The organism is Corallococcus sp. AS-1-12, from assembly GCF_020036995.1.
Classification (GTDB): Bacteria; Myxococcota; Myxococcia; order Myxococcales; family Myxococcaceae; genus Corallococcus.
This window is the reverse complement of record NZ_JAIQDD010000012.1, coordinates 69,915-94,725: the sequence shown is the minus strand read 5'-3', so window position 1 is coordinate 94,725 and position 24,811 is coordinate 69,915. Positions and strand designations below refer to the sequence as shown.

22 protein-coding genes and 1 tRNA gene are annotated in these 24,811 nt (G+C 69.6%); 12 read left to right on the top strand and 11 right to left on the bottom strand.

What is annotated here, in order from left to right; translation table 11 throughout:
- Window positions 1–70: 70 nt before the first annotated feature.
- From K8556_RS20585 to K8556_RS20555, 7 genes are all read left to right on the top strand, one after another.
- The gene (locus K8556_RS20585) at window positions 71–694 is read left to right on the top strand and encodes a YceI family protein (RefSeq protein ID WP_223741778.1); all 624 of its coding nucleotides are present in this window, start codon (window positions 71–73) and stop codon (window positions 692–694) included.
- 60 nt (window positions 695–754) lie between these two features.
- Entirely contained in the window at window positions 755–1,021 is a 267-nt protein-coding gene (locus K8556_RS20580; protein ID WP_128796035.1) for a hypothetical protein, read from the top strand.
- A 106-nt stretch (window positions 1,022–1,127) separates the two neighbouring features.
- The gene (locus tag K8556_RS20575; RefSeq protein WP_223741777.1) at window positions 1,128–1,976 is read left to right on the top strand and encodes a DUF692 domain-containing protein; all 849 of its coding nucleotides are present in this window, start codon (window positions 1,128–1,130) and stop codon (window positions 1,974–1,976) included.
- Window positions 1,973–2,710 (top strand): DUF2063 domain-containing protein, encoded by a 738-nt coding sequence (locus tag K8556_RS20570; RefSeq protein ID WP_223741776.1) that lies wholly within the window; start codon window positions 1,973–1,975, stop codon window positions 2,708–2,710. The genes K8556_RS20575 and K8556_RS20570 overlap by 4 nt, the downstream gene beginning before the upstream one ends.
- Before the next feature lie 131 nt (window positions 2,711–2,841).
- Window positions 2,842–3,405, top strand: a complete 564-nt coding sequence (locus K8556_RS20565) for a chalcone isomerase family protein (RefSeq protein WP_223741775.1) — start codon at window positions 2,842–2,844, stop codon at window positions 3,403–3,405.
- A 229-nt stretch (window positions 3,406–3,634) separates the two neighbouring features.
- Complete coding sequence (locus K8556_RS20560; protein ID WP_223741774.1) at window positions 3,635–5,770, top strand: M13 family metallopeptidase; 2,136 nt, start codon at window positions 3,635–3,637, stop codon at window positions 5,768–5,770.
- A 29-nt stretch (window positions 5,771–5,799) separates the two neighbouring features.
- Complete coding sequence (locus tag K8556_RS20555) at window positions 5,800–6,048, top strand: GlsB/YeaQ/YmgE family stress response membrane protein (RefSeq protein WP_223741773.1); 249 nt, start codon at window positions 5,800–5,802, stop codon at window positions 6,046–6,048.
- Window positions 6,049–6,076: 28 nt separating this feature from the next.
- Here the strand turns inward: K8556_RS20555 and K8556_RS20550 are convergent, their stop codons facing one another.
- The gene (locus K8556_RS20550) at window positions 6,077–7,111 is read right to left on the bottom strand and encodes a PA0069 family radical SAM protein (protein ID WP_223741772.1); all 1,035 of its coding nucleotides are present in this window, start codon (window positions 7,109–7,111) and stop codon (window positions 6,077–6,079) included.
- 244 nt (window positions 7,112–7,355) lie between these two features.
- On the opposite strand from K8556_RS20550, the gene K8556_RS20545 reads away from it, so the two are divergent.
- Window positions 7,356–8,705 (top strand): hypothetical protein, encoded by a 1,350-nt coding sequence (locus K8556_RS20545; protein WP_223741771.1) that lies wholly within the window; start codon window positions 7,356–7,358, stop codon window positions 8,703–8,705.
- A 689-nt stretch (window positions 8,706–9,394) separates the two neighbouring features.
- A complete protein-coding gene (locus tag K8556_RS20540) occupies window positions 9,395–10,606 on the top strand; it encodes a hypothetical protein (RefSeq protein WP_223741770.1) in 1,212 nt (403 codons plus the stop codon).
- Window positions 10,607–10,612: 6 nt separating this feature from the next.
- Here K8556_RS20540 and K8556_RS20535 read toward each other — a convergent pair whose 3' ends face one another.
- The 4 genes from K8556_RS20535 to K8556_RS20520 all read right to left on the bottom strand — a co-directional run bounded on the left by K8556_RS20535 (window position 10,613) and on the right by K8556_RS20520 (window position 15,107).
- On the bottom strand, window positions 10,613–12,271 hold the full coding sequence (locus K8556_RS20535; RefSeq protein ID WP_223741769.1) for a type 2 lantipeptide synthetase LanM: 1,659 nt from the start codon (window positions 12,269–12,271) through the stop codon (window positions 10,613–10,615).
- Window positions 12,272–12,414: 143 nt separating this feature from the next.
- Window positions 12,415–12,960, bottom strand: coding sequence for a hypothetical protein (locus K8556_RS20530; RefSeq protein WP_223741768.1), 546 nt, complete (start codon window positions 12,958–12,960; stop codon window positions 12,415–12,417).
- A 47-nt stretch (window positions 12,961–13,007) separates the two neighbouring features.
- Window positions 13,008–13,080, bottom strand: a tRNA-Gly gene (locus K8556_RS20525).
- Window positions 13,081–13,145: 65 nt separating this feature from the next.
- Entirely contained in the window at window positions 13,146–15,107 is a 1,962-nt protein-coding gene (locus tag K8556_RS20520) for an ABC transporter substrate-binding protein (protein ID WP_223741887.1), read from the bottom strand.
- A gap of 190 nt (window positions 15,108–15,297) precedes the next feature.
- On the opposite strand from K8556_RS20520, the gene K8556_RS20515 reads away from it, so the two are divergent.
- Window positions 15,298–16,143: a discoidin domain-containing protein gene (locus K8556_RS20515; protein ID WP_223741767.1), complete on the top strand. Its 846-nt coding sequence runs from the start codon at window positions 15,298–15,300 to the stop codon at window positions 16,141–16,143.
- Window positions 16,144–16,197: 54 nt separating this feature from the next.
- On the opposite strand, the gene K8556_RS20510 is transcribed toward K8556_RS20515, so the two are convergent.
- The 5 genes from K8556_RS20510 to K8556_RS20490 form a co-directional block, all read right to left on the bottom strand.
- Complete coding sequence (locus K8556_RS20510; RefSeq protein WP_223741766.1) at window positions 16,198–16,590, bottom strand: zf-TFIIB domain-containing protein; 393 nt, start codon at window positions 16,588–16,590, stop codon at window positions 16,198–16,200.
- A 162-nt stretch (window positions 16,591–16,752) separates the two neighbouring features.
- Entirely contained in the window at window positions 16,753–18,024 is a 1,272-nt protein-coding gene (murA, locus tag K8556_RS20505; protein ID WP_223741765.1) for a UDP-N-acetylglucosamine 1-carboxyvinyltransferase, read from the bottom strand.
- Between the two features lie 51 nt (window positions 18,025–18,075).
- The gene (prmC, locus tag K8556_RS20500; protein ID WP_223741764.1) at window positions 18,076–18,939 is read right to left on the bottom strand and encodes a peptide chain release factor N(5)-glutamine methyltransferase; all 864 of its coding nucleotides are present in this window, start codon (window positions 18,937–18,939) and stop codon (window positions 18,076–18,078) included.
- Window positions 18,936–20,027 carry a peptide chain release factor 1 gene (prfA, locus tag K8556_RS20495; RefSeq protein WP_206798041.1) on the bottom strand — a complete coding sequence of 364 codons (1,092 nt, stop codon included), beginning with the start codon at window positions 20,025–20,027 and terminating at the stop codon, window positions 18,936–18,938. The genes prmC and prfA overlap by 4 nt, the downstream gene beginning before the upstream one ends.
- A gap of 284 nt (window positions 20,028–20,311) precedes the next feature.
- Window positions 20,312–21,568, bottom strand: a complete 1,257-nt coding sequence (locus K8556_RS20490) for a CapA family protein (RefSeq protein WP_223741763.1) — start codon at window positions 21,566–21,568, stop codon at window positions 20,312–20,314.
- A 61-nt stretch (window positions 21,569–21,629) separates the two neighbouring features.
- Between K8556_RS20490 and K8556_RS20485 the strand changes: the two genes are divergently transcribed.
- Window positions 21,630–22,445, top strand: a complete 816-nt coding sequence (locus K8556_RS20485) for a lipopolysaccharide assembly protein LapB (RefSeq protein WP_120552107.1) — start codon at window positions 21,630–21,632, stop codon at window positions 22,443–22,445.
- Between the two features lie 11 nt (window positions 22,446–22,456).
- Complete coding sequence (locus K8556_RS20480; protein WP_223741762.1) at window positions 22,457–23,833, top strand: hemolysin family protein; 1,377 nt, start codon at window positions 22,457–22,459, stop codon at window positions 23,831–23,833.
- 4 nt (window positions 23,834–23,837) lie between these two features.
- Here the strand turns inward: K8556_RS20480 and K8556_RS20475 are convergent, their stop codons facing one another.
- Window positions 23,838–24,542 carry a hypothetical protein gene (locus K8556_RS20475; RefSeq protein WP_223741761.1) on the bottom strand — a complete coding sequence of 235 codons (705 nt, stop codon included), beginning with the start codon at window positions 24,540–24,542 and terminating at the stop codon, window positions 23,838–23,840.
- Window positions 24,543–24,811: the final 269 nt, after the last annotated feature.

Genomic DNA, 24,811 nt, shown 5'->3' with positions numbered 1-24,811 from the left:
TAACTGATTCCCGGGTGTCGCGTATCGCATGCATCCGCGAGGTTCGCGGCATCCGTAGATGAGGTCCGCCATGTTCCGCAGCGTCCTGATGCTCGCCGCCACCCTGTCGTTGTCCGCGTCCGCCGCGGAGCCCGCTCCGGCCGACAAGCAGTTCGTCTTCCATGATCCGAACAGCCGCGACACGGTGATGTTCGTGCTGGACGCGCCGCTGGAGGTCATCAACGGCCTGTCCAACCAGGTGACGGGCCGCGTGGACGTGAAGGGGCAGAAGGCCAGCGGCCGCTTCCAGGTGCCGGTGAAGTCCATCAAGACGGGCAACGAGACGCGCGACGGCCACCTCCAGAACGACCGCTGGCTGGACGCGGCGAAGCACCCGGACATCGTCTTCGAGTTCAAGGATGTGGCCCTGCCCGCGCCGCTCGCCAACGCGAAGCCCGTGGTGCTGAAGACGAAGGGCACCTTCACCATCCACGGCGTCACGCGCGAGGAGCCCGTGGAGGTGACGGCCACGTACCTCCAGGAGACCGCCGAGACGAAGAACCGCGCCGCGGGCGAGCTGCTGCGCGTGCGCGCGAAGTTCCAGATTCCCCTGGAGGCCTATGGCATCAAGCGCACCGAGGCGCTGCTGCTGAAGGTGGGCGAGCGGGCCGACGTCACGGTCGACGCCTGGGGCTCCACGCAGTTCAAGCCGTAGCGGTTGTCGTCATCCATTCCCCCGTAGTCACACCCCACGCGGTACGAAAGGAAGCAACACATGAACGTCAAGGCTCTTGCGGCGGTTGTCGGCACCCTGTCCCTCGGCGCGCTGGCCACCGGCTGCGCGTCCAACAAGGCGGCGGAGGGCAGCAAGGTGCACGCCGCCTCGCCGGGCGCGGCCGAGGGCGCCGAGGCGAGCTGCAGCAACAAGCCCGCCGACGCCGCCGCCCCCGCCGCCGCTCCCGCCGCGACCCCGGAGAAGGGCGCCGAGGGTAGCTGTGGCGCCGGCTCCTGCGGCGCTGGCTCCTGCAGCGGCAAGAAGTAGTCACCCCTCGGGAGGGCCTGCGTGACAGGTCTCCTCCCAGGCGCGCGGGCGGCGGGAAGGGTCCTTCCTGCCGCCCGTGTTGTTTCACCCCCAGGAGGAGCCCCGCATGCCGTCCGCCCGCTACGCAGACCGCCATGGATTGAAGCCGCTGGGCGCGGGCATCGGGTTGCGCCGCGACTTCTACGAAGCGCTGCCGCGCACGCCGCGCGCGCTGGACTGGGTGGAGCTCATCCCGGAGAACTTCCTCACGCTGGGCGGCCGCTCCCAGCGCGCCCTGGACGCGTGCCGCGAGCGCTGGACGCTCCTGCCGCACGGCGTGGGGCTCAACATCGGCGGGCCGGACGCGCTGGATGACGACTACGTCACCCGCCTGGCCGCGCTGGTGAAGCGGCTGGACGCGCCGTTCTTCTCGGATCACCTGTGCTACTCGCGACTGGGTGGGGTCCACCTGCACGACCTGTTGCCGCTGCCCTTCACGGAGGCCGCGGTGGAGCACGTGGTGCCGCGCGTGCGCGAGGTCATGGCGCGCGTGGAGCGCCCCTTCCTGCTGGAGAACCCCAGCTACTACGCGGCCATGCCGGGCGGCACGCTGAAGGAGGCGGACTTCCTGCGCCAGGTGGTGGAGGCCGCGGACTGCGGGCTGCTCCTGGACGTGAACAACGTCTGGGTCAACGCGCGCAACCACGGCTACGACCCGCGCGCCTTCGTGGACGCGCTGCCCCTGGAGCGCGTGGTGCAGGTGCACCTGGCCGGCCACGACGTGCGCGAGACGGTCCTCATCGACACGCACGGCGACCGCGTCTGCGACGACGTCTGGGCGCTGTACCGCTACACGCTGGAGCGCACCGGCCCGGTGTCCACGTTGATTGAATGGGACCAGGCCATCCCGTCCCTGGACGCCGTGCTGGACGAGGCGGACCGGGCGCGCGCCGTGCTCGCGGAGGGGGCGCGATGAAGCCGTCGCTGAAGCACTTCTTCGACAGCATGGACGCGTACCTCGCCGGGCCGCCCGGCGCGGAGGGGCTGTTGAAGCTGTCCGCGTCGCACCCGGGCTGGGACGTGGATCCGGAGCGCATGGCGCTCTACGGCCAGTTCGTGCGCGGCCACGTGCGCTCCACGCTGGAGAAGCTCTTCCCGCTGACGCGCAAGGCGGTGTCGCCGGAGGCGTGGGACGCGCTGGTGGACGGCTACACCCGCACGCGCCCCGCGCGGCACTACGAGCTCAACCGCCTGGGCGAGGGCTTCGCGCCCTTCGTCGCGGACGCCGCCGCCGCGAAGGGGCTGCCGCCGTTCCTGCCCGCGCTCGCGCGCTTCGAGTGGACGGACTTCGCCGTGTTCGCCTCCGAGGAGGCCATCCCTGACGCCGTGGAGCGCCTGACGCCCAACCCCACGCTCACGGTGCTGGAGCAGCCCTACCGGCTCTGCGCCTTCATGCGGGCCCGGGGCGCGGAGGCCGCGCCGGCGGAAGGGGAGGAGCTGGCGCTGCTCTGGCGTCACCCGGAGCGGCTGGTGACCTTCTACATGGAGGCCACGCCGCCCGCGCTGCTGGTGCTGAAGATGGCCGTGGAGGGCCTGTCGGAAGAGGCCGTCGTCCAGGCCACGGGCATGTCCGCCGCGGACCTCCACGCGGAGGTGGCGCGCTTCGCGAAGGACGGCCTGGTGCTGGCGCCGGCATCCCGCATTCATTGAAGAACCTGTTGTCTTCCGGGCGCTTCGCCGCGGTACGTCAAGACGCGGAGGGCCTTCGTGGCTCCTTTCGTGAAGACGCATGGGTAGGTTTGCGTCCAACATCGCGCAGGAACCCACCCGGAGGTTTTCCCATGAAGAAGACGCTGACCGCCGTGCTGCTGTCGCTGACCCTCGCCGCGCCCGTCATGGCCAAGGACATCGCGGGTGTGAAGTACCCGGACACCGCCACCGTGGCCGGCAAGGAGCTGAAGCTCAACGGCGTGGGCCTGCGCAAGAAGGCCATCTTCAAGGTCTACACGCTGGGCCTCTACGTGGAGAACCCCACGCAGGACGCCACCGCGCTGCTCAACGCGGACGAGGTCAAGCGCGTGCGCATGTTCATGAAGCGCGACCTCAAGAAGGAGCAGATCACCGAGGCCATCGAGAACGGCTTCAAGAAGAGCGCGGGCGCGAACATGCCCAAGCTCCAGGCGCGCCTGGACGCCTTCAAGGCCGCCATCCCCGCGGAGGTGAAGGAGGGCCAGGAGCTCAACCTCACCTACGTGCCGGGCAAGGGCACCACCGTGCAGGTGACGGGCGGCCAGTCCATCGACGTGGAGGGCAAGGACTTCGCGGACGCGCTCTTCTCCGTGTGGCTGGGCAAGGACCCCGTGGACAGCGGCCTCAAGGAGGCCATCCTCGGCAAGGAGGACTGACGCTCCCCCCCACGCTTCACCCGGAGTCCTTCGCGCCCCCGGAGCGCCCCTTCTTCACGCAAGGGGCGTTTCGCGGGGCGCGGCCGTTTCCGGAGGCGGCGCCATTGCTTCAATGGTGGACAGCGGATGGCGCCCCTGTCACACGCGCATGAGTTGAAGCTGGAATGCCCCCGCGCATCAGGGGTTGATGCGCGCCGGATTCTCACCCTTGTCCGTGCTGGAGAACGCTTTGAAGCGACTGGCCCTCTTCGCCGCCTCCTGTGTCCTTGGCGCCGCCTGCAAGACGGCGGAGCCCACCCCCGAGCCGCCCCAGGCCACCCCCCCGGCCCCCGTGGCCGCCGCCGCGCCGGCCGCGCCCGCGCAGCCGGCCCCCGCCGTGCCCATGTCCGAGCGCCCCATGCCGCCGGGCCTGGACGCCGCGGTGATGGACCCGTCCGTGAACCCCTGTGACGACTTCTACCAGTACGCGTGTGGCGGCTGGCTGAAGACCACGGAGATCCCCGCCGAGCGCGCGCGCTGGAGCCGCGGCTTCGAGACCGTGGCCGAGCGCAACCAGACCGTGCTGCGCGACATCCTCACGAAGGCCGCGGAAGGGCAGGGCGAGGGCACCCCGGAGGAGAAGAAGCTGGGGGACTTCTACGGCTCCTGCATGGACGAGGCGAAGCTGGAGCAGTCGCTGCCCACGCTGCGCACGTACCTGGCGAAGCTCAACGGCCTGAAGAGCCCGCAGGCGGTGGCCGGCGCGGTGGCGTGGCTGCACGCGCGCGACGTGAACGCGCTGTTCCGCGTGGGCTCGGATCAGGACCAGAAGGACGCCACGCAGGTCATCGCCGTGGTGGACGCCGGGGGCCTGGGCCTGCCGGACCGCGACTACTACCTCAAGCCCGACGTGAAGATGCGCGAGGCGCGCAACGCCTACCAGGCGCACGTGCAGAAGGTGTTCGAGCTGTTGGGCGACGCGCCCTTCGTGGCCAGCCGCAAGGCCATTGGCATCCTCGCCATCGAGACGCGCCTGGCCAACGCGCGGCTGCCCAAGGAGGACCGCCGCGAGCCGGAGAAGGTCTACCACCGCCTGGAGCGTCAGGGCCTGAAGCAACTGGCGCCCGCGTTCCAGTGGGACACGTACTTCGCGCAGGTGGGGCTGCCCGCCGGTGAAGCGCTCAACGTGACGGAGCCGAAGTTCTTCTCGGAGGTGTCCGCGCTGGTGCGTCAGCAGCGGCCGACGGACATGGGGCCGTACCTCTCCTACCACCTGGTGAAGAGCGTGCAGACGGCGCTGCCCAAGGCGCTGCGCGACGAGTTCTTCCGCTTCGAGTCCTCGGTGCTCACCGGCGCGAAGGCGGACCTGGCGCGCTGGAAGAAGTGCGTGGACGCCACGGACGACGCGCTGCCGCACGCGCTGGCCAAGCCCTTCATCGCGCGCACCTTCGGCGCGGACGGCAAGGCCACCACGCTGGACATGGTCCAGCAGATTGAGCAGTCCTTCGAGCGCAACCTGGACACGCTGTCCTGGATGGACGCGGAGACCAAGGCGCAGGCGCTGGTGAAGGTGAAGAAGATCACCAACAAGATCGGCTACCCGGACCAGTGGCGCACCTACGAGGGGCTGACGGTGACGCGCGACTCGTTCCTGGACAACCTGCTGGCGGCGGACGCCTTCGAGCAGGCGCGCCAGCTCCGCAAGGTGGGCCAGCCGGTGGACCGGCAGGAGTGGTTCATGTCGCCGCCCACGGTGAACGCCTACTACAACGCGGCCACCAACGAGATTGTCTTCCCGGCGGGCATCCTCCAGCCGCCGTTCTTCGGGCGGGACGCGTCCGCGGCGGTGAACTTCGGCGCCATGGGCATGGTGGTGGGCCACGAAATCACCCACGGCTTCGACGACGAGGGCCGCCAGTTCGACGCGGACGGCAACCTGCGCACGTGGTGGACCCCGGCGTCGGACAAGGCCTTCCGCGAGCGCGTGTCGTGCGTGAAGAACCAGTACGACGGGTACACCGCCGTGGACGACGTGAAGGTGAACGGCAAGCTCACCCTGGGCGAGAACGTCGCGGACCTGGGCGGCCTCAAGCTGGCGTACGCGGCCATGGAGGCCTACCTGGCCAAGCACCCGGACCAGGCGGCGAAGGCGAACTCCTACCGCTTCACGCCGGGGCAGCAGTTCTTCCTCGCGCACGCGCAATCGTGGTGCTCGAAGATTCGTAATGAGGCTGCGCGGCAGCGGGCGCTGACGGATTCGCACTCGCCGGCGTTCCTGCGCGTGAAGGGGCCGGACGTGAACCTGCCGCAGTTCCAGCAGGCCTTCTCCTGCCCCGCGGGCTCGCCGATGGTGGCGCCCGCTGCGAACCGCTGTGAGGTCTGGTAAGGCTTCGGCCCTACTTGTGGGAGGACGGCATGGGAATCTGCTCGTGGTTGGTGTTGGGCGGTATCGCGGGCTGGCTGGCCAGCATCATCAAGGGCACCAACGCCCGGATGGGGATGTTCGCCAACATCTTCGCCGGCATCGTGGGTGCCATGCTGGGCGGCTGGGTGTTCAGCTTCTTCGGAGGCAGCGGCGTGACGGGCTTCAACCTGTACTCGCTGCTGGTGGCCACGGTGGGCGCCGTCATCCTGCTGTCCATCCTGCAAGCCATCCGGAAATAGCGCCCCCGGCTGTCGCGCCCTTCGCTGCCTAGAAGAGCGACAGTTGGGGTGAGGTGGAGGGCCGCGCGGGGCGCCGGAAGGTGTCCGGCGCGGCCTCCGTGATGGACGACGCGCGCATGCCCACCTTGCGCGCCGCCGTCGCGAAGAGCTGGTGGATGGTCTGGGCGTAGAGCCCTTCGCCGCGCATGCGGTGCTTGAAGCGGCTGTCGGTGAGCTCCCCGCCGCGCGTCTCGCGGATGCGGTGCAGCACCCGGTCCGCGCGCAGGGGCAGCTTCGCGCGCAGGCGCTCCTCGAAGACGGCCTGCACGGGGCCGGGGAGCCGCAGGAGCGTGTAGTGCGCTCTCGTGGCGCCGGCCTCACGCGCGGCGGTGAGCACCCGCGCGATGTCCTCGTCGTTGAGGCCGGGGATGATGGGGGCCACGGACACGGCCACGTCGATGCCGGCCTCGGTGAGCTTGCGGATGGCGGCCAGGCGCCGCTTGGGCGTGGCGACGAGCGGCTCCATGGCGCGCGCCAGCTCCTCGTTGTGGAAGGGGAGGCTGATGCTCACGAACAGCCGTGTCTCCGCCGCCAGCCGCTGGAGCACGTCCAGGTCGCGCTCAATCAGCACGCCCTTGGTGACGATGCCCACGGGGTTTCGGTACTCGGCGCAGACCTCCAGGCACTGGCGGGTGAGCCGGAGCGAGGCCTCCAGGGGCTGGTAGCAGTCCGTGACGCCGCTGAAGACGACCGTCTCTCCCTTCCACGACGGACGGTCGAAGGCTTCGCGCAGCAGCTCCGGGGCGTTGGGCTTGACGACGAGGCGCGTCTCGAAGTCGGTGCCCGCGCCGAAGTCCAGGTACTGGTGCGTGGGGCGCGCGTAGCAGTAGGCGCAGGCGTGGAGGCAGCCCCGGTACGGGTTGACGCTCCAGGAGAAGCACACGTCGGGGCTGTCGTTGGTCGCGATGATGGAGCGGCTGTGGTCCTCCCAGACCTCCAGGCGCGCGGGGGGAATCTCGTCCAGGTACTCCACCGCGGTGCTCGCCCAGGGGTTGGGCGGATTGTCGACAGGGCGGGCCTTCACCCGGCAAGGGTGCGGCTGAAAGCCCGTTCAGTCAAGGCTTGGATGGCCGCGGCGTCCGTGCCGCACGGTCCGGCCACGTGTGCTGCTGGCAACGCGTGGCATCCCCTCCAAAGCCAACCTGCCATGTTGAGTCGATGAGGACCGGTTGTCTTGTCAGTTCATTCGCCGGGATGATGCAGTCCCGCAGGGACGTGCGTTGCATGACTGCCATTGGTTCCGGTGCTCCACGAGAAGGGAACTCCCCGTGCTGTTTCGCGACCTGAATCTGGATATCAGCCTTGGGACTGGAAGCCTGCTGACGGTGGATACCCGGCCTGGCGCGAAGAGCGGCGGCACGCGCTTCCAGATCGCGGGGAAGGAAGCGCTGATGCAGACGGCCTCCTTCCATGATGGCACTCCTCTGAAGATCCGGCTTCCCCGGGAGTATCTGGGCCCCGTCCTGATTCAGAAGAACGGGCGGACTGTGACGCGGATCGACCTGAAGGCCATCGTCCCCAAGCCTCAGGCCGAGGATCCGGTCAATCTCCGGATCCACAGTGCACTTCCGGCGAATCGGTCGCTCCTCACGAGCCCGGATTCCTCCGCGTCGGCCCTGCGGGAGATGACGCGGGGGACGGTGAAGCTCGACAAGCTCCGGTACGAAGGCTCACGGCCGCAGAAGGTGTTTCAACCGATTCAGGGCCTGCCCAGGAATGCAGCCCTCCTCCGGCAGCCGGATCCCGCCCTTGTCTCCCGGGACCTGACGCGGGGGACGGTGGAGATCGATGAGCTTCGTCGAGTCCACACACACGTCGCGCCCCTGATGGCGGACGATGTCCACGTGGTTCCCGTTACCGCGACGAAGAAATGCAAGGAGGGCGTCTATGCGCTCGAAGAACTCAATGAGGGCTGTCTTGCTTCAATGATGGAATGGATTTGCGGCATCACTCCGGAAAAAGCAGCCAAGACGGCCGCGGAGCTTGGCAAGGGGATCTACGACGGCCGGGAGTTTCGCGGCATCCTGGCGACCCGAATCTACATCCGCAGAAGCGCGGGCAAGAAAGCCTTTGCTGTCATCCGAGGCAATCCCGCTCTGCGCGAGTTGATGCATTACACACGCTACCTGCGGCAGCGTCACCCCATGATTCTGTCGTTTTCGAGCGTCCCCAAGGCGGTGGTCGCGGGGCTCAAGGAACTCAAGTCCGCGCCCTCGCTTCTGAACATCGCCTTCACGGGGGTCGTCGATATCGCCAGTTGGATGTCCGACGGCGACAAGCCATTTACAGATCTGCTGGCGGACCTGGGCATGGACGTCGCCAAGGCCGTCGTTGGAAGCGCCATCGCTTCGGGCCTCATGGCATTCCTGGGAGCGGGAGCCGCGTTCCTGGGGCTGGCGGCAGCGCCTTTGTGGCTTGTCGTCGCCGGGACCATCGCGGTGGGGCTCCTCGTCGGCTGGGCGCTCGACACGTTCGACGAGAAGTTCGGGTGGAGCGACGACCTGAAGAAGGGGCTGCGCACGTACGTGGGAGATCCCCTCGAACAGATCCGTTACGGAATGGTGAAGGCGCTCTCCGACCTCGAGCGCTCGTTGAGCCGAGGCTATGTCTATCGATGAGGCGAGCCGGCGCCTCCGGGCCTTCAGCGGCCGTCGATGACCTGCGCTCGGGCGCGGCGGTGCGGGTGTCGCGGTCTCCTAGAGGGTCGACGGCCGCGCCCAGGGGTGAGGGCAGGTGCTGCGCCATGGAGAGCCGCGTGTTGCGGAAGACCTCGAAGGCGCCCGACACGCCGATGGCAGATTGGTGAAGGAGCCGCCGTTCTCGTGGAAGGCTGTCGCGTGGTTGCGGATGAACTGGGGGTACCCGTTGCGCGGCAGCACTCGGCCGGTCGCTCCGGCGAACTGGAGCACTGCCGTCGCGTGGAGCGTCAGCCGCATTGGGCGTGAGCCGCTTTCGTGGACAGGTTGACTATGCTGCGGCCCGCTCCGGGAACGCTTCAGCTCGCGAACGCGCCCTGTGCCGGTGAACGGTTACTCATGACCGAGGTGTAGCTCAAAGACGTGCGCTTCGAAGGGAAACGGCCCCTGCCTCAGGTGTCTTTCCTGGGGGCTGCTCCGTTACGGACCACGCTGAGGAGAGTGATTCGCAGGGTCGAACCCAGACGGACTCAAAGTCATGTCGGCTCTCTCCGTCCGAGCGGAGCGAGGAATGGCCGGGCTGAACTGCCGATACTCACCGTCGCACGGGACTTGAATCCATGGTGGACCGTCCGCAGCTTCGCGCCAATCCGCGACAGGAGGGAAGCGGGATGGTCCGGTGGACGTGGGCGTCGTTGGGCGTGGCGATGTGGCTGGGGGCGGTGGGATGTGGCTCCCAGACGGAAGTGAACGAAGGGCCGCCGGTGGACGTCCCTCCCGCAGAGGTGGAGCCACCACCGGGGCCGGGGCCCTCGCAGGACCCGGAGGTGAAGCCGCCCCCGCTCACGGAGCCCACGGAGGAAGACGTGCCGCCTCGGCCACCCCAGCAGGCGTCTTGTCCTCCGCTGGACCTGGGGCGCATGCCGAACGAAGGGCTCATCGAGGACCGGCCCCCGGAGCTGTTCTGCGAGCTGTCTCCCGACGCCTGTGACGCCTTGCGTCCCGGCCATGCGCGGCGCGCGATTCCGCGTCCCTGCCGTGTCTGGAGCACGACGCCGTACAGCTCCGAGGACTATCGCCTGGATCACGATGCGCTCGGGCGCCTGGACTCGTTCGAGACGTCCAACGACTGGTACGAGGCCTTCAGCTACGACGCGTGTCACCGGCTGGTGGCCCACGACAAGTCGCCAGCCGAGTCCATGGCCAACTACGACGACGTCTGGAGGCGCGCGGCGGATGGACAGCTCTTGCGGTGGGAGCACACGTACTTCAATGCGCTCACCGAGGCAGTCATGGAGCGCGATGCGCGGGGGTGGCTGCTCGGCGCCACGACGACGCGGAGCCATTCGGGCTTCACGCACACGGCCCTGACGCAGCGGTACATCCTGGACGCGCAGGGCCGCATCCTGAGCGCCGAGGGCTGGTCCCCGGACCCCGAGCAGGGGCTGCAGTGGCGCGAGGAGCGGACCCATGACGCGGCCGGAGCCCTGACGGAGGTCGTCCGCCGTTCACCCACCGGGGCGCTACAGGAGCTCAAGGCGTTCTTCGAGGGGCGGCTGGTCCGTCACGTCACCTCGACGGGCACCGAGCAGCGCTGGCACTACGGGCCCGACGGGGTGCTGCTGCGCTACGAGCACGGTCGGCCCACGGCCTGGTTCGACTCGCTGCGGACCGAGTACCAGTACGGCGAGGACGGCAGGGTGTTGAGCGCCTTGCGGACGATGGTGTCCCAGAATGGCGCCTCCGGGGAGACGCGGACCGTCTCGGAGTACCGGTACGCCGAGGACGGCCGCATCCTCCGGCGGGAGGACCGTGACGCCTCCAGCGGCCGGATCACGACGACGTACGAGTACGACTACGTCTGCGAGCCGGACGACCGCTGAGGCCCGTCAGAGCAGCGGGCCACACCCGAGCGTCGTCTCCAGCGCCGTGCGCAGCTTCGTCTTGAGCTGCGGCCGGCCCATGGCGCCCCGGAGCGGGTTCAGCGTGTTGCGCACCTCCGTGAGGTTCGCCACCGTCACGCCCTGCGCGGTCGCGGCGAGGTAGGTGACGCCCTGGGTGCGCAGGGGCGTGAAGAAGTGCTGGCGGTTGTGGGGTTCGAACAGGGCCCCGGGGACCGCGTTGTGCTGGCCGCCGTACCACGTCAGCCAGTCGAACAGGCCCTGGCCGATGGCATGGGCCTCCGTGCTCAGGGTGCCGTTCATGTTCTGGGTCATGCCCTCCGCGTGCGCGCGGCACATGTCCGTCGTCATCAGGAGCACGCGCGCCATGGGGGCGACGTTCTGGAACTGGTTGAGCCAGGCGTCCACCCGGCCCGTGTTGAGGGCGGTGACGATGCGGTCCACCTCCTCGCGGATGCCGGCCAGGATTTCGTTCGGGTACGCGGAGGCCTGGACCCAGGCGCCGTGGGGCGCGGTGCTGAACCCCGCGTTGACCTCCTGCTGGTTGTAGGGCGCGGACACGTTGCTGGCCTGCCACTGTCCCCGGTAGAGGTCGGTGGTGAAGACGCCGCCCACCATGCTGTGCGGCGGCGGGGCGATGTGGAGCACCTGGGACAGCGCGGCGTGGGCGATGGGGTTGCCGTGCGGCCCCGCGTAGTTGAAGCCCATCTCCGCGTCGATGAGGTGGGGCCCCTGCGCGGTGGCCATCACGTTCTCGTGATGCAGGTCGGTGATGCCGAACACCGCCGACACCGTGATGATCCGGCCCAGCTTCCGGAAGTACGTGGGCTGATCCACCAGGGGAATCTGCCGCGCCTTCGCGACCATCTGCATGTAGCCGTACTCACCGCGCGCGTGCGGGAACGCGACGATGCGGATCGCCGGGAGCGCCGCGTCGAGCGTGGTGAAGAGGCTGTCGGTGTACGGCAGCAGGGCGGGGTAGTGCATCCGGCAGAGCTGGTACGACTGCGGGTCGCCCATGAGCAGCAACTGGAAGGTGAGGTCCGACGGCTTGTAGACGACCCGCCCTCCGCAGGAGAACCGCAGCAGCGCGACGCGGTGGCCCGTGTGGTGGGGATCGCTGCCGGTGACGTCCACGTCGGCGAGGCCCCCGGTGATGCCGAAGGCGCTCCGCAGCAGGGCCCGGTCCCCCATGATGCGGCCCACCAGCGAGGCGCCGAAGTCCACGTGCGCCCGCACCATGTCCTGGATCATCCGCCAGACGCGGTCCGCCGGAGTCTCCGAGAGCGTCTTCACCGTCCCCAGCGCGTTGCGGCCCAGGCTCCAGGCGAAGCTGAGCGGGCGCAGGTTCCAGGCGTTGTCCATCGCGCCCCACTCCCTGCGCGCGGACAGCCCCGCGGCGGCGGAGCAGGGGCCGTACAGGTCCATGGCCGTGCGGTGGAGGAAGTTGTTCGCCAGCAGGGTGCCCGTCAGGTTCTGGAACCCCGCCAGCTTGAGCACGCCCGCCAACTGGTTCACGACCTGCTTGAGGGCGTCCTTGATGAACGGCTTGACCGCGTTCACGTGCGGGGGCGCGCCCTGGATGACCGCCGTCCCCATGAACGTCGTCACTTCGTTCAGCGCGTCGTCGATCTCGGCGTCGTACATGGCGGAGGGCCCAGGGGAGGGACGGCAACGTTCACTGTCGGGCAGTCTAGCTGCCCTTCAGTACAGCCCCTCCAGCGCCCTTCACCCGGCACGTGCACGGCTTCGCGTGACCCATCCCGGGTCAGCGGAGACAGCCCCTGTTCTCAGCGCAGGACGGGCCTGCCCGTGAGCAGGTCCTGGTGCAGCGCTTCGCTCAAGATGAACCGGCCGTCCTGTCCGAGCAGGTGGTCCGGGAGCACCGACGCGAAGTCGCCGACGACGGCCGCCGGCACCACCTCACGCCAGGTCTCGTCGTCCGTGATGAGCGTGTCGACCGCGAGCGACTTGAACTCCACCTGGTGGCCTTCCTCGATGAAGACCCTGGCGCTCAGCTTCTGGCCCACGGCGAGCGTGTCCATGTCGAACGAGTTGGCATACAGGACATTCGCCACGGTCAGGTTGCCCGTCACCCGGACCTCCGAGCCGCAGACCAGGTCTCGTGCGTGCAGGTCGCCCAGCACGTAGAGCTTGGAGCAGTCGTCCTCGTTCTGGAACGCATCCGACAGGCAGCCCTTCACCGTCAGGTTGCCCACGACGATGAGGACCTCGTTGGCCTCCAGCGCGAAGTCGCCGTCAATCTCCAGGTCGCCTTCGCGCAACGCGAAGTGGATGCGCCGGAATCTACCGGCGGGAGGGCGGCCCGGAAACACGAAGGCCGGTGGTCCCGAGAAGGAACCACCGGCCCGTGTCTCTTCAGAGCGGCGGAAGGGATTCGAACCCTCGACCCCGAGCTTGGGAAGCTCGTGCTCTACCAACTGAGCTACCACCGCAGGCGCTGCGTGATGCAGGGCCCAAAGTAGGGGCGGGGCCCTGCCTTGTCAATCAGAAGTCGGGGCTACTCCCCCTCCTCGACGGTGAGCTGGTACGAGTCCTGGAAGTTCGCCTCGCGGTTCTTCGCGTCGCGCACCTCGAAGACGTAGACGCCCGGCTCCGCGCTGTAGCGGATGGTCTCCGGCTGGTCTCCCTTGGCCCGGTCGGACGTCTGCACGAGCGTCAGCTTCCCGTCCGGCTGCACGCGGTGCAGGTACAGCCCCACGTCCACCTTGAGGATGCCCAGCAGCGTCGCGGTGATGGCCGTGCGCACCGGCCGGTCGGACAGGTCCACCCGGAAGTAGTCCACGTCCTTCGCCGGGTACACCGTGCCGCGCACCGCCTTGCCCGGCGTCAGGTCCTGCGCGCGGTCCGCGGTGTTGTTCGGCTCACGCTCCTCGCTGCCGTTGTCCGGCACCGTCGTCACGCTGATGCGGTAGGGCTGGTCCGCGTTCTCGAAGTCCTTCACGAACTTGCCGTTCACCTTCCGGAACGACCCCTCCACCCGGAAGTAGCAGGTGCCGTTGCACGCCACGTTGTTCAGCCGCTCCGGCTCCTTGAGGGCGCCGTCGTTGGCCTTGAGCAGCACCGTCTCCTTCTGCCCGTCACCCTGCGGCGGCTCCACCATCGACAGCGTCAGGTCCAGCCGGTCCACGCCCGACAGCTCCACCTTCGCCAGCACCGGCTCGCGCGTCGTCAGCACGTAGTGGTCCACGTCCGACTTGGGCGACAGGAAGCCCTCGCGGTAGCCCGCGCCCGTCAGCGGCGTGGCCTTGAGCAACTCGTCGTTGGGCTCCAGCTCCGCGTGCGCCCCCGCCTCCTCCTGGGACACCGTCAGCGTGTAGGGCACCTGCGCGTTGTACGTGCGCCGCTGCGCCTTGCCCGTCCCCGTCCAGCCGCCCTTCACCACCACGTAGACCACCCGGTCCGTGGCCCTCACGCCGATGTTGCGCAGCGCGAGCGGCTCGCCCTCCTTGCCCTGCAGGGTGAAGAGCGGCGCCTCCGCGGCGGACAGCACCGAAACCTCCGGCCGCACGCCCTCCACGGCGGACAACTCGATCTTCAGCGCCACCGACGGCACCTCCGGCTCGGGAGGCGGGAGGCCCGCGTCCACCGCCTGCGCCGCCATCGCCCCGCCCAGCTCCCCGGGCGCCGTGGGCGTCGCGCCCTCGGCCGGCGGCGCGGGCGGCTCTCCGCCTCCGAACGTGCCCTCCGGGGAGGGCGCCGCGGTGTCGTCCATGACCGGCGTCTCGTCCGGCACGGAGGGCGGCGGCACGGCCGCGGGCGTCGAACCCGGAGCCGGCGCACCCGGGGCCTCGGGCGCCGCGCCCGGCGCGGGTGCTGCGCTGCCCTGGGCCTCGGGGACTTCACCCCCGGGCGTGGCGGGCGCGGGCAGCTCCACCCGGTACCAGTCCTCGTCGCCGGAGTGCCCCAGGAACGCCGTCACCGTCTGCCCCAGCGGCAGCGCGGCGGCGTCCACGGCGCGGTCGTTGGGCTCGCGCTCCTCGCCGTCGTTGGGCTGGCGGTACTTCACCTCCAGCGTGTACGCCCCGCCCATGCCCTTGCGCGCGGGCGACACCACCAGCCAGCGCTCCTTCTCCACGTAGAGGTTCGGGAGGCGCTCCCCCTTGCCCTCGCCCTCGCTGTTCACGCCGACCAGCCGGTTGCGGTCCTGGTCGTAGACGTCCAGCTTCACGTCCCCGCCGGGCAGGCCCGTCACCGTCACGTCCGCGATGCGCGGGGTGCCCGGCGCCAGCCGGTACCAGTCCTCGTCCAGCTTGTTGGGCTCCGCCGCCAGGCCGCCCGTCACCACGCTGTCGCGGGTGATGGCCAGCGCCTGGTCGGGCCGCTCGTTGGGCTCCTTCTCCGTGAGGGCGGCGGGGCCCGTCTCCACGACGCCCGCGTCCGGCGCTTCTTCCGGCACGTCCTTCTTGCAGGAGGCCACCCCCATCAGCCCCAGGACACAGACCCAGCCCCAACGTCGCATCACGTCTTCCTCCTCGGTCGGTCCGCCTTGTCGGCCTGGGCGTGTCCGGGTGTCAAGCACCCCCAACCCCCGGCGGGCCGGTTTCATCCGCGCCCGCCGCCCGTCACCTGGAGAACGCCGTGTCCGGTGGCGGCGGAAGGCACGCACCCGGACTGGAGCCACGGGGGGCGGACGATCCAAGATGCGCCCCATGCGCCGCCTGTCCCTCGTCTCCCTGCTCCTCGTGTCCCCGTCCGTCCTCGCCGCCGCGCCCGCCGCGCCCGGCTATGCCCAGGCGGAGGCCTGGCTGGAGAAGGAGGCGCGCCCGGACCACTACGTGCCCCTCAACCTGCTGGACGGCCGGGACACCACCGCCTGGTGCGCGGAAGGGGAGAAGCCCTCCCACGTCTTCATCGGCTTCAAGGAGCCCGTCACCCTGGACGAGGTGCGCGTCTACACGGGCGACGGCACGTCCCGCGAGGCCTTCAAGGCCAACGGCCGCGTGCGCAAGTTCACCCTCACCAGCGTGGACGCGTCCCGCAGCGTCACCGTGCAGGACAAGCGCGGCATGCAGGCCGTGCCCCTGACCCAGCCGCTGTTCGGCGCGCGCTTCATCCTGGAGGTCGCGGACCGCTTCCCCGGCGCCCGCGAGGACAGCCCGGTGTGCCTCACCGACCTGGTCCTCTACTCGGGCGGAAAGCCCCTCAACGGCCCCGCGCTCGCCACCCGGTACAAGTACGACGCGCGCGTGGCCCCGCTCGTGGGCACCTGGTTCGGCGGCCATGAGGGCGCCCCGGAGCGCTTCCTGTCCTTCTTCGTGGACGGCACCTGGCGCTTCTCGCTGGAGCCCCTGGAGACGCCCGAGCCCACCACCGTCGTCACCGGCACCTACACGGTGTCCGGCAACAAGGTGACGTTGGACATCCCCAAGAAGGGCAAGGTGGCGGCCCGCTTCGAGCGGACCCCCGCTGGCGACGGACCGAAGGCGGCCGCCGCGCTGTCGCTGGACGGGGCGCTCCCCGAGGAGTGGGGGAGCACCTTCCGCGGCCAGCCTTGAGGACACGCGGGCGCCTGGGAGACCCGGGCGCCCACCGTGCCTGGAGCCAGGGGCCTAGATGGCGGCCTTGGCCTTCCGCTTCGCGTCGAAGTTGCGGAAGAAGGTGACGATCTCCTGCTCGGCGGCCTTGGCGTCCGCGGCGTCCGCGAACTCCGACTCCAGGAAGATGCCGCCGCAGGACTCGCAGGTGTCGTAGTGCAGCGGGTGCTGCCGGTCGCCACCGTCGATGCGTACGAAGTCCACCTGGCAGTCCGGGCACTGCCCTGTCAGGGCCTCCGTGTCGACCTTGCCCCCGAGTTGCTCCAGACCGGGCAGGTTGTTGTGAAGGAGGATGCGGCGCAGGTCCGAAACGTCGGTCCACAGGCCTCCGCAATCTCCACACTTCCGCAACGTCTCGTGATCTCCTTCGAGATCAGTCATCTCGACGCTGCAACCGGGGCAATTCATGGGGCGGCTCGTTCTCCTGAAAGGGGGGAGCGGATGGTGCTCCCCAGTGAATGGAGAATGATAAGTCGCCCAAAAATTGGGATGCAACCCGTGCGGCGGCTTCTGTTGGCAACGTGCCGTCAGCCGGCCCCCCGGGGCGCAGGCCGGTGCTCGGGCCGGCGCTCAGGCCCGCTCCTTCACCCTCCGGATGTCCGCGCCCAGGCCCCGCAGTTTGCGCTCCAGCCGCTCATACCCACGGTCCAGGTGGTAGACGCGGCTGACCTCCGTCTGCCCGTCGGCCACCAGACCGGCCAGGATGAGCGACGCGCTGGCGCGCAGGTCGGTGGCCATGACGGGCGCCCCGCTGAGCGCCTTCACGCCCTTCACCACCGCCGTGTGCCCCTGGATGGTGATGTCCGCGCCCAGCCGGTGCAGCTCCGGCACGTGCATGAAGCGGTTCTCGAAGATGTTCTCGGAGATGACGGACGTGCCGTGGCTCACCGTCATCAGCGCCATCAACTGCGCCTGCATGTCCGTGGGGAAGCCCGGGTGCTCCGTGGTGGTGATGTTCACCGACTTGAGGGACCGGGGCGCCTTGCAGCGGATGCCGCCGTCCTCCACGGTGAGGGTGCAGCCCGCCTCGCGCAGCTTGTCCATCACCGCGTCCAGGTGCTCCGCGCGTGCGTGCTTCACCAGCACGTTGCCCCCGCTGATGGCCGCCGCCACCAGCAGCGTGCCCGCCTCGATGCGGTCCGGCAGGATGGCGTGGTCCACCGGGTTCAACGACTCCACGCCCTCGATGGTGATGACGGACGTGCCCGCCCCCTCCACCTTCGCGCCCATCTTGTTGAGGACGCGCGCCAGCTCCTCCACCTCCGGCTCGCGCGCGCAGTTCTCCATCACCGTGCGGCCCTTGGCGAGCACCGCCGCCATCATCACGTTCTCCGTGCCGGTGACGGTGATGACGTCGAAGTTCACCATGCCGCCCTTGAGCTGTTTGGCCCGGGCCTCCACGTAGCCTTCCGTCAGGTGGATGTCCGCGCCCAGCGCCTTGAGGCCCTTGAGGTGCTGATCGATGGGCCGCGCGCCAATGGCGCACCCGCCCGGCATGGACACGCGCGCCCGGCCGAAGCGCGCGACGAGCGGCCCCAGCACCAGCACGCTGGCGCGCATGGTCTTCACCAGGTCGTAGGGGGCCTCCGGGGTGACGTCCCCCGCGATGCGGATCTCACACGTGTCCGCCTTCTTGCCGGTGAGCCGCGTGGCCTCGCAGCCCATGGTGCGCAGCACCGCCAGCATCGTGGCCACGTCCGCCAGGTCCGGCACGTTGCGGAAGGTGGTGGTGCCGTCCGCCAGCAGCGCGGAGGCCAGGATGGGCAGCGCCGCGTTCTTCGCGCCGGAGACCTCCACCTCGCCGTGCAGCGCGGTGCCGCCCTTCATGACGATCTTGTCCATGTCTTTTACGTGCCTTCTCTTGCGGCAGCCGGGCCGCGCGTCCCGTGGCCGTCAGGCCGCGGGCTGTGTCCCGAACGCCATGCGTTCACGCCGCTCCAGGTCCTTCTCCACGCGCGCGTCCGAGTAGCCCGCGGCCCGCAGGAGCTCCAGGACGGCGCTGCCCTGGGTCTCACCCATCTCCAATGCAAGCAGTCCGCCAGGCTCCAGCACCCGCCGGGCCCCCTGAATCACCCGCCGGAGCGCCACCAGCCCGTCCGGCCCGCCGTCCAGCGCCAGCCGGGGCTCGCGCCGCACCTCGGCGGACAGCCCGGCGATGTCGCCCGAGTCGATGTACGGCGGGTTGGACACCACCACCCGGAACGTCGCGTCCGGGGGCAGGGGCGCGAACAGGTCGCCCTCCAGCACGCTCACGCGCTCGGAGACGCCCAGGGCCTGCGCGTTCTCCCGCGCCAGCGCGCACGCGTCCTTGGACAGGTCCGTGGCCAGCACCGTGGCCTGGGGCCGCTCCGCCGCCACGCTGATGGCGATGCAGCCGGAGCCCGTGCACACGTCCAGCACGCGGGAGTGCGCGTCCTTCGGCACCGCGTGCAGCACCGCCTCCACCAGCAGCTCCGTCTCCGGCCGGGGGATGAGCACGCGCGCGTCCACCTTGAAGGGGCGGTTGTAGAACTCCTTCGTGCCCGTCAGGTAGTTCGTGGGCTCGCCCGCGAGCCTGCGCTCGATGAGCGCCTTGAAGGCGGCCAGCTCGTCCTTGGACAGCGGCCGGTCCAGGTCCACGTACAGGCGCACCCGGCCCGTCTTGAGCACGTGCGCCAGGAGGATCTCCGCCGTGAGCCGGGGCGCGTCCACTCCGCGCTTCTCGAAGTGGCCCGTCGTCCAGGTGAGGATCCGGCGGATGGTCCAGACGTCGCTCATGACTCGCTGGGGGGCCGCCCGCCACCCGTCTGCGCCTTGAGGGCCTCGGCCTGGTAGTGGGTGCGGCAGGCGGTGATGACCTCGTCCACGTTGCCCACCATGATGGCCGGCAGGTTGTGCACCGTGAGGCCGATGCGGTGGTCGGTGAGCCGGTCCTGCGGGAAGTTGTAGGTGCGGATCTTCTCGCTGCGGTCGCCCGTGCCCACCTGGCCGCGGCGCATGGAGTCGCGCTCGTTGCGGATGCGCTCCTGCTCGATTTCGTAGAGCTTCGCGCGCAGCATGCGCATGGCCATGGCGCGGTTCTTCCCCTGGCTCTTCTCCTGCTGGCACTTCACCACGATGCCGGACGGCTTGTGGATGAGGCGCACCGCGGAGTCCGTGGTGTTGACGCTCTGGCCGCCGGAGCCCGTGGAGCGCATCACCTGCATCTCGATGTCCGCCGGGTTCACCTGCACGTCCACGTCCTCCGCCTCCGGCATCACCGACACGGTGATGGTGGAGGTGTGGATGCGGCCCTGGGTCTCCGTGGCCGGCACGCGCTGGACCCGGTGGACGCCGGACTCGTACTTCAGGTTGCTGAACACCGCGTCGCCGGACAGCGTCACCGTGGCGTCCTTCACGCCGCCGGCGTTGCCCGCGCTCATGTCCAGGATGTCCGCCTTCCAGCCCCGGCGGTCCGCGTAGCGCAGGTACATCTGCATGACCTCTTCGGCGAAGAGGGCCGCCTCGTCGCCGCCCGCGCCCGCGCGGATCTCCAGGATGACGTTCTTCTCGTCATTGGGGTCCTTGGGCAGCAGGAGGATCTTCAGCGACGCTTCCAACTCGTCGCGCTGCGCCTTCAGGCCGGGCAGGGCCTCCTTGGCGTAGGCCTTCTCGTCGGGGTCGGCGCTGGACAGCCACGCCTCCACCTCGTCCAGATCCGCCAGCACCTTGCGGTAGGCGCGGAAGGTCTCGACGAGCTTCTCCAGCCCGGCGCGCTCCTTGGACACCTTCTGGAGCTTCGCCGTGTCGGCGAGGATATCGGGGTTCGACAGGTCGGCCGTGAGCCGCTCGAAGCGGCGCTCGACCTCTTCCAGTTTGTCAATCATGCGTGGTTCCCGGGGCGTCTTGCCCCGTTGGGCGCCCCGTGGCAAGGGCCGAGGGCGTCAAGGAAAACCTTGGCCGTATGGGCAGCGGCATGTAAGAACGGCCCCCGTCGCCGCCCGGTGCGGCTTGAATCACGCTCAACACGGAGTCCTTCCACATGGCCGCACAGAAGGGGAATCGTTCCAAGAAGAAGCTGAAGAACCGCGCCAAGACCCGGAAGGCGCAGCTCAAGCGCCGCCGCACGCGCTTCAAGCGCGGCCAGCGCAACAACAAGTAGTCCTGGAAGCTACTGCCCCCCTCTCACGCTGGAGGAGGGGGGCGGTGGGCTCCCTGCTCCCCCTTCTTCCAACGCAGGGAGCATCCGCTCCAGCCCCGGCGTCCCCTTCGACGCGGTGCGCAGCAGCGTCATCACCCCTTCGGCCTCGGCACCCGTGACGGGCACCGGCTGGACGGGGAACTCGGGGTAGCGGTCGGTCCTGAGGGGCAGCACGTCACTGGACACATAACCCGTGGAGTCGAAGCGCGCCCGCCACAGGACGCTGCGCTTGTCCCGGGGGTTCCAGTTCCCGCCGAACACGAAGTTGCCCAGCGAGTAGAGCACCGGCCTGCCCCGGTACAGCTCCATGGACTGGAGCACGTGCGGGTGGCTGCCCAGCACCCCCGCCGCCCCCGCGTCGATGGCCGCGTGCGCCAGGCGCACCTGGTAGGGCTCCGGGGTGGTGTTGCCCTCGATGCCCCAGTGGAAGAAGGGCAGGACGAGGTCCGCCTGGGCCTTCGCCGCGGCGATGTCCTCGCGCAGCATCCGCTCCATCTCCTCCACGTCGGAGAAGTGCCCCGCCACGCCCGGCGTGGTGTCCGTGGCGTAGACCTCCCGGGGCTCGATGTTGCGCGTGCCCAGGAAGAAGTAGCCCAGGAACGCCACCCGCAGGTCCCCCACGGTGAGGACGGCCGGGCGGCGCGCCTCCGCCAGGGTGCGGCCGGCGCCGAAGTAGGGGATGCGCGCTGCCTCCAGGGCGGCAAGCGTGTCCAGCAGCCCCTGCGCGCCGTAGTCCATCAGGTGGTTGTTGGCCAGGCTGACCACGCCCACGCGGCCCGCGGTGAGCACGTTCACCAGCTCCGGCCGCGCGCGGAAGTTGAAGTTCTTGGGCAGCTTCTGCGTGCTGTCCGTGTACGGGCACTCCAGGTTCACGACGAACAGGTCGCCGGAGTCCACGATGGGGCGCACCTCGCGGAAGCCGTAGGCGAACATCTCCTCGCGCGACCTCCCCTTGGCCACCTGATCGTCGAAGTACTCCTCGTAGTGGTAGCCCACCGTCACGTCGCCGCCCACCACCAGCGTCACCGGGCGGGCAGGGGCTGGAGAGGCCGGCTGGCCGGCGGGGTGTCCGGTTTCGGACCCGGCCGCCGGGGCGGGCGCGGCCCCAGGCGGCGGCGCGGTCGTGGCGGCGCCAGGCTCCAGCCCCGGGGGAGGGGAGGCGGGCGTCACGGGGCGGGGATGACAGGCGGCGAGCGACAGCAGGAGCAGCAGGGCGGCGTGGCGCATGGGCAAGGGGAAACTCTACCTTGCACGGGGAAACGCGCGACGCGTAGATTGCCGCGCGCCCATGGCCCGGGAAAAGGACAACATCGCTCTGTCCGATGAGCACAACACCCGCGGCATCGAGCTGGCGGACCGGGGCTGGCTGGACGAGGCCATCAAGGAGTTCCGGAAGGCCATCGACCTGGACCCCACGTCCGCGCACGCGCACGACAACCTGGCCACGGTCTACGCGGAGAAGAAGCAGTTCCGCGAGGCGCTGGGCGAGTACCTCACCGCGCTCAAGCTGGAGCCGGAGAGCGCCACCGCGCACTACAACCTGGCCTGCTTCCTCTCCACCCACGCCAGCGAGATGGCCGTGGAGGAGTACAAGGAAGCCATCGAGCTGGATCCGGAGTACCCGGACGCCCACCTGAACCTGGGGCTCACCTACGCGGACCAGGGCCGGGTGGAGGAGGCGATGCGGGAGCTGCACTCCGCCATCGAGCTGGACCCGCAGGACGCCTTCCCCCGGCATGAGCTGGCGGCGCTGATGATGGACGAGGGGGACTACCGCTCCTCCATCACCCAGTTGAAGGAAGTGGTGCGGCTGGAGCCGGACAACTTCGAGGCGCAGTTGGACCTGGGCATCTGCTACGCGCAGAAGGGCTTCTACGCGGAGGCGGAGCGCGCCTACGAGCGCGCCCGGGCGCTCAACCCGGACGACCTGCTGCTCAACTACAACCTGGCGGCGCTGTACGCGCTGTGGGGCCGCCCGAAGGACGCCGTCCAGTACCTGCAGAAGGCTCTGGCGTCGGACCGGCAGAAGGTCCTGGGGTGGCTGTCCGCGGACCCCATGTTCGACGTGCTCAAGGGCGATCCGGACTTCGAAGCCCTCTTCTGAGGGAATCACACATGGAATGGGTTTTCCTGGGGCTGGCGCTGCTGCTGGTCGTCGCGAACGGCTTCTTCGTGGCGACGGAGTTCGCCATCGTGAAGATCCGCGCCACGCGCCTTCAGTCCCTGGTGGACGAGGGCACGCCCGGCGCGGCCACGGCCCTGAAGATGGTGGGCGAGCTGGACGCCTACCTGTCCGCCACGCAGTTCGGCATCACGCTCGCGTCGCTGGGCCTGGGCTGGCTGGGTGAGCCCGCCTTCGAACACCTGCTGCACCCGGTGGTGGCCAGCGTGCTGCCCGAGGCGATGGCGCAGAAGTACGGCTCCACCGCCGCGGGCATCATCGGCTTCAGCATCATCACCTTCCTGCACATCGTGCTGGGGGAGCTGGCGCCCAAGAGCGTCGCCATCCAGCGCGCGGAGCAGACGACGCTCGCGGTGGCGCTGCCCATGCGCGCGTTCTACTTCCTCTTCTACCCGGCCATCCGGCTGCTCAACGGGCTGGCGGGGCTGGTGCTCAAGGCCTTCGGCCTGCACTCCGCCAGCGAGTCGCACGAGGCCACCAACGAGGACGAGCTGCGCGTCATCCTGCACAGCTCCGCGCAGGCCGGCGCCATCACCACGGCGCGGGCGGAGCTCCTGGAGCGCGCGCTGGAGATGGCGCAGAAGACGGCGCGGCAGGTGATGGTGCCCCGCAACCAGATGCGCTACCTGGACGTGGAGGAGGCGCTGGACAGGAACGTCATCGACGCGCGCGCGTCCGGGCACACGTGGCTGCCGGTGTGCCGGGGCAACCTCGACGAGGTCGAGGGCGTGGTGAACGTGAAGGACCTGTTCTTCCTCCTGTCGCGAGGCGAGCTGCGCAGCCTGTCGCAGGTGCAGCGCCCGGTGCTCTTCATCCCGGAGAACGCGACGCTGGAGCAGTTGCTCGCGGAGTTCCGCCGCAGGCGCCGGCAGATCGCCATGGTGGTGGACGAGCACGGCGGCACGTCCGGCCTGGTCACCATCGCGGACGTGGTGGCGGAGGTGGTGGGCGACGTGGCGGAGCTGGGCCGGCGCGTGGAGGAGGTGCGGGCGCTGCCCGGGGGCCGCTTCGAGCTGCCCGGCACCGCGCAGTTGGACGACCTGGAGGCCCAACTGGACGTCACCTTCGACCTGAGCGACGACGAGAAGGGCGAGGTGACGACCATCGCCGGCTACCTGATGACGAAGCTGGGCCGGGTGCCGGAGAAGGGCGACAGCCTCAAGCTCGACATGTGGCGCATCCTCGTGGAGGAGGTGGACGGCCCCCGCGTGGTGCGCGTCACCGTGGAGCCGCAGTCGCGCCCCACGGCGGTGCCCAAGGACGGCGGCCGCGCCCCGGAGCCGCCCGTGCCCTCCGGCGAGACGGGGTGAAGCCCTAGCTCTTGGTGGGCTTCACGGCCTTCTTCTTCGCGCCGCCCTGGACGGCCGCCGGCTTCACCTTGGCGTTGGGCCGGTCCACCTTGAGCAGCTCCAGGTTCGTCTCTCCGTCCGTGGTCAGCTTCAGGATGCCCACGTCCGGCGCGAACCACATGAAGCTCTCCATGGAGCGCCCCTCCGCGCCGGGGCGGCTGGCGCGGGCCGTGGTGATGTTCTTGATCTTCAGCGCCTTGAAGGTGCCCGCCGCGACGGTGATCTCCTCCTCGCCCACCACCGTGGCCTCCTTGTCGAAGGTCGTGGCGATGGTGGGGCGCAGGCCGCCCTTCCTGGCCGGCGGCTGGAGCTTCACCGACAGGCTGTTCTTCCAGGTGCCCCCGGGGACCATCACGGACGGCGCCGGCACGGCCGCGCCCTCCGCGTTGACCACCTGCACGTCCATGCCGGACGCGGACAGGAGCGTGCCCTCCAGGCCGCCCAGGCCCGTACGGACGCCGTTCTCGTCGCAGGTCAGGTCCGTCTGACCGCTGCGCCCCTTGAGGCTCACCGCCAGCGTGGCCTTCACCGTCCCGTCCGGGTTGGGCGCGACGTCCTTCGTCGCCAGCACCAGCTCCGACGAGCGGCCCGCCCGGTAGGTCAGCGACAGGCCTTCCTCCATGGGGAACCAGGGGTTCGGACAGGGGGCCGGCGCCGCCGCCGCCACCATGTCAGACCGGGGTGCTACCTGGGACGTCGGGGACGCACCGACGAGGAGCGACATGGCAAGCAAGGGCTGAAACGTAGGACGCCTCCGGAAAGATCAGGAGGAAGGTAGGGTGGGCGGGCTGCTTTGCAAGGGCGACGCAGGACCGCTCACCTACCGGCCTGTAGCACTTGACATAGGGTCATGCGTGGCATGGTCACGCTTGATCCGCGGTGGGGTGCGTTGGTACTCCTGCCGAACGCTGCGGAGCCGATTTTCCGGCCTCGCGCGCG

Coding starts and splice junctions, on each gene's coding strand:
- K8556_RS20585 (WP_223741778.1), top strand. CDS start 71: ATGTTCCGCAGCGTCCTGATGCTCGCCGCCACCCTGTCGTTGTCCGCG.
- K8556_RS20580 (WP_128796035.1), top strand. CDS start 755: ATGAACGTCAAGGCTCTTGCGGCGGTTGTCGGCACCCTGTCCCTCGGC.
- K8556_RS20575 (WP_223741777.1), top strand. CDS start 1,128: ATGCCGTCCGCCCGCTACGCAGACCGCCATGGATTGAAGCCGCTGGGC.
- K8556_RS20570 (WP_223741776.1), top strand. CDS start 1,973: ATGAAGCCGTCGCTGAAGCACTTCTTCGACAGCATGGACGCGTACCTC.
- K8556_RS20565 (WP_223741775.1), top strand. CDS start 2,842: ATGAAGAAGACGCTGACCGCCGTGCTGCTGTCGCTGACCCTCGCCGCG.
- K8556_RS20555 (WP_223741773.1), top strand. CDS start 5,800: ATGGGAATCTGCTCGTGGTTGGTGTTGGGCGGTATCGCGGGCTGGCTG.
- K8556_RS20540 (WP_223741770.1), top strand. CDS start 9,395: ATGGTCCGGTGGACGTGGGCGTCGTTGGGCGTGGCGATGTGGCTGGGG.
- K8556_RS20535 (WP_223741769.1), bottom strand. CDS start 12,271: ATGTACGACGCCGAGATCGACGACGCGCTGAACGAAGTGACGACGTTC.
- K8556_RS20520 (WP_223741887.1), bottom strand. CDS start 15,107: ATGCGACGTTGGGGCTGGGTCTGTGTCCTGGGGCTGATGGGGGTGGCC.
- K8556_RS20515 (WP_223741767.1), top strand. CDS start 15,298: ATGCGCCGCCTGTCCCTCGTCTCCCTGCTCCTCGTGTCCCCGTCCGTC.
- K8556_RS20510 (WP_223741766.1), bottom strand. CDS start 16,590: ATGAATTGCCCCGGTTGCAGCGTCGAGATGACTGATCTCGAAGGAGAT.
- murA (WP_223741765.1), bottom strand. CDS start 18,024: ATGGACAAGATCGTCATGAAGGGCGGCACCGCGCTGCACGGCGAGGTG.
- prmC (WP_223741764.1), bottom strand. CDS start 18,939: ATGAGCGACGTCTGGACCATCCGCCGGATCCTCACCTGGACGACGGGC.
- prfA (WP_206798041.1), bottom strand. CDS start 20,027: ATGATTGACAAACTGGAAGAGGTCGAGCGCCGCTTCGAGCGGCTCACG.
- K8556_RS20490 (WP_223741763.1), bottom strand. CDS start 21,568: ATGCGCCACGCCGCCCTGCTGCTCCTGCTGTCGCTCGCCGCCTGTCAT.
- K8556_RS20485 (WP_120552107.1), top strand. CDS start 21,630: ATGGCCCGGGAAAAGGACAACATCGCTCTGTCCGATGAGCACAACACC.
- K8556_RS20480 (WP_223741762.1), top strand. CDS start 22,457: ATGGAATGGGTTTTCCTGGGGCTGGCGCTGCTGCTGGTCGTCGCGAAC.
- K8556_RS20475 (WP_223741761.1), bottom strand. CDS start 24,542: ATGGTGGCGGCGGCGGCGCCGGCCCCCTGTCCGAACCCCTGGTTCCCC.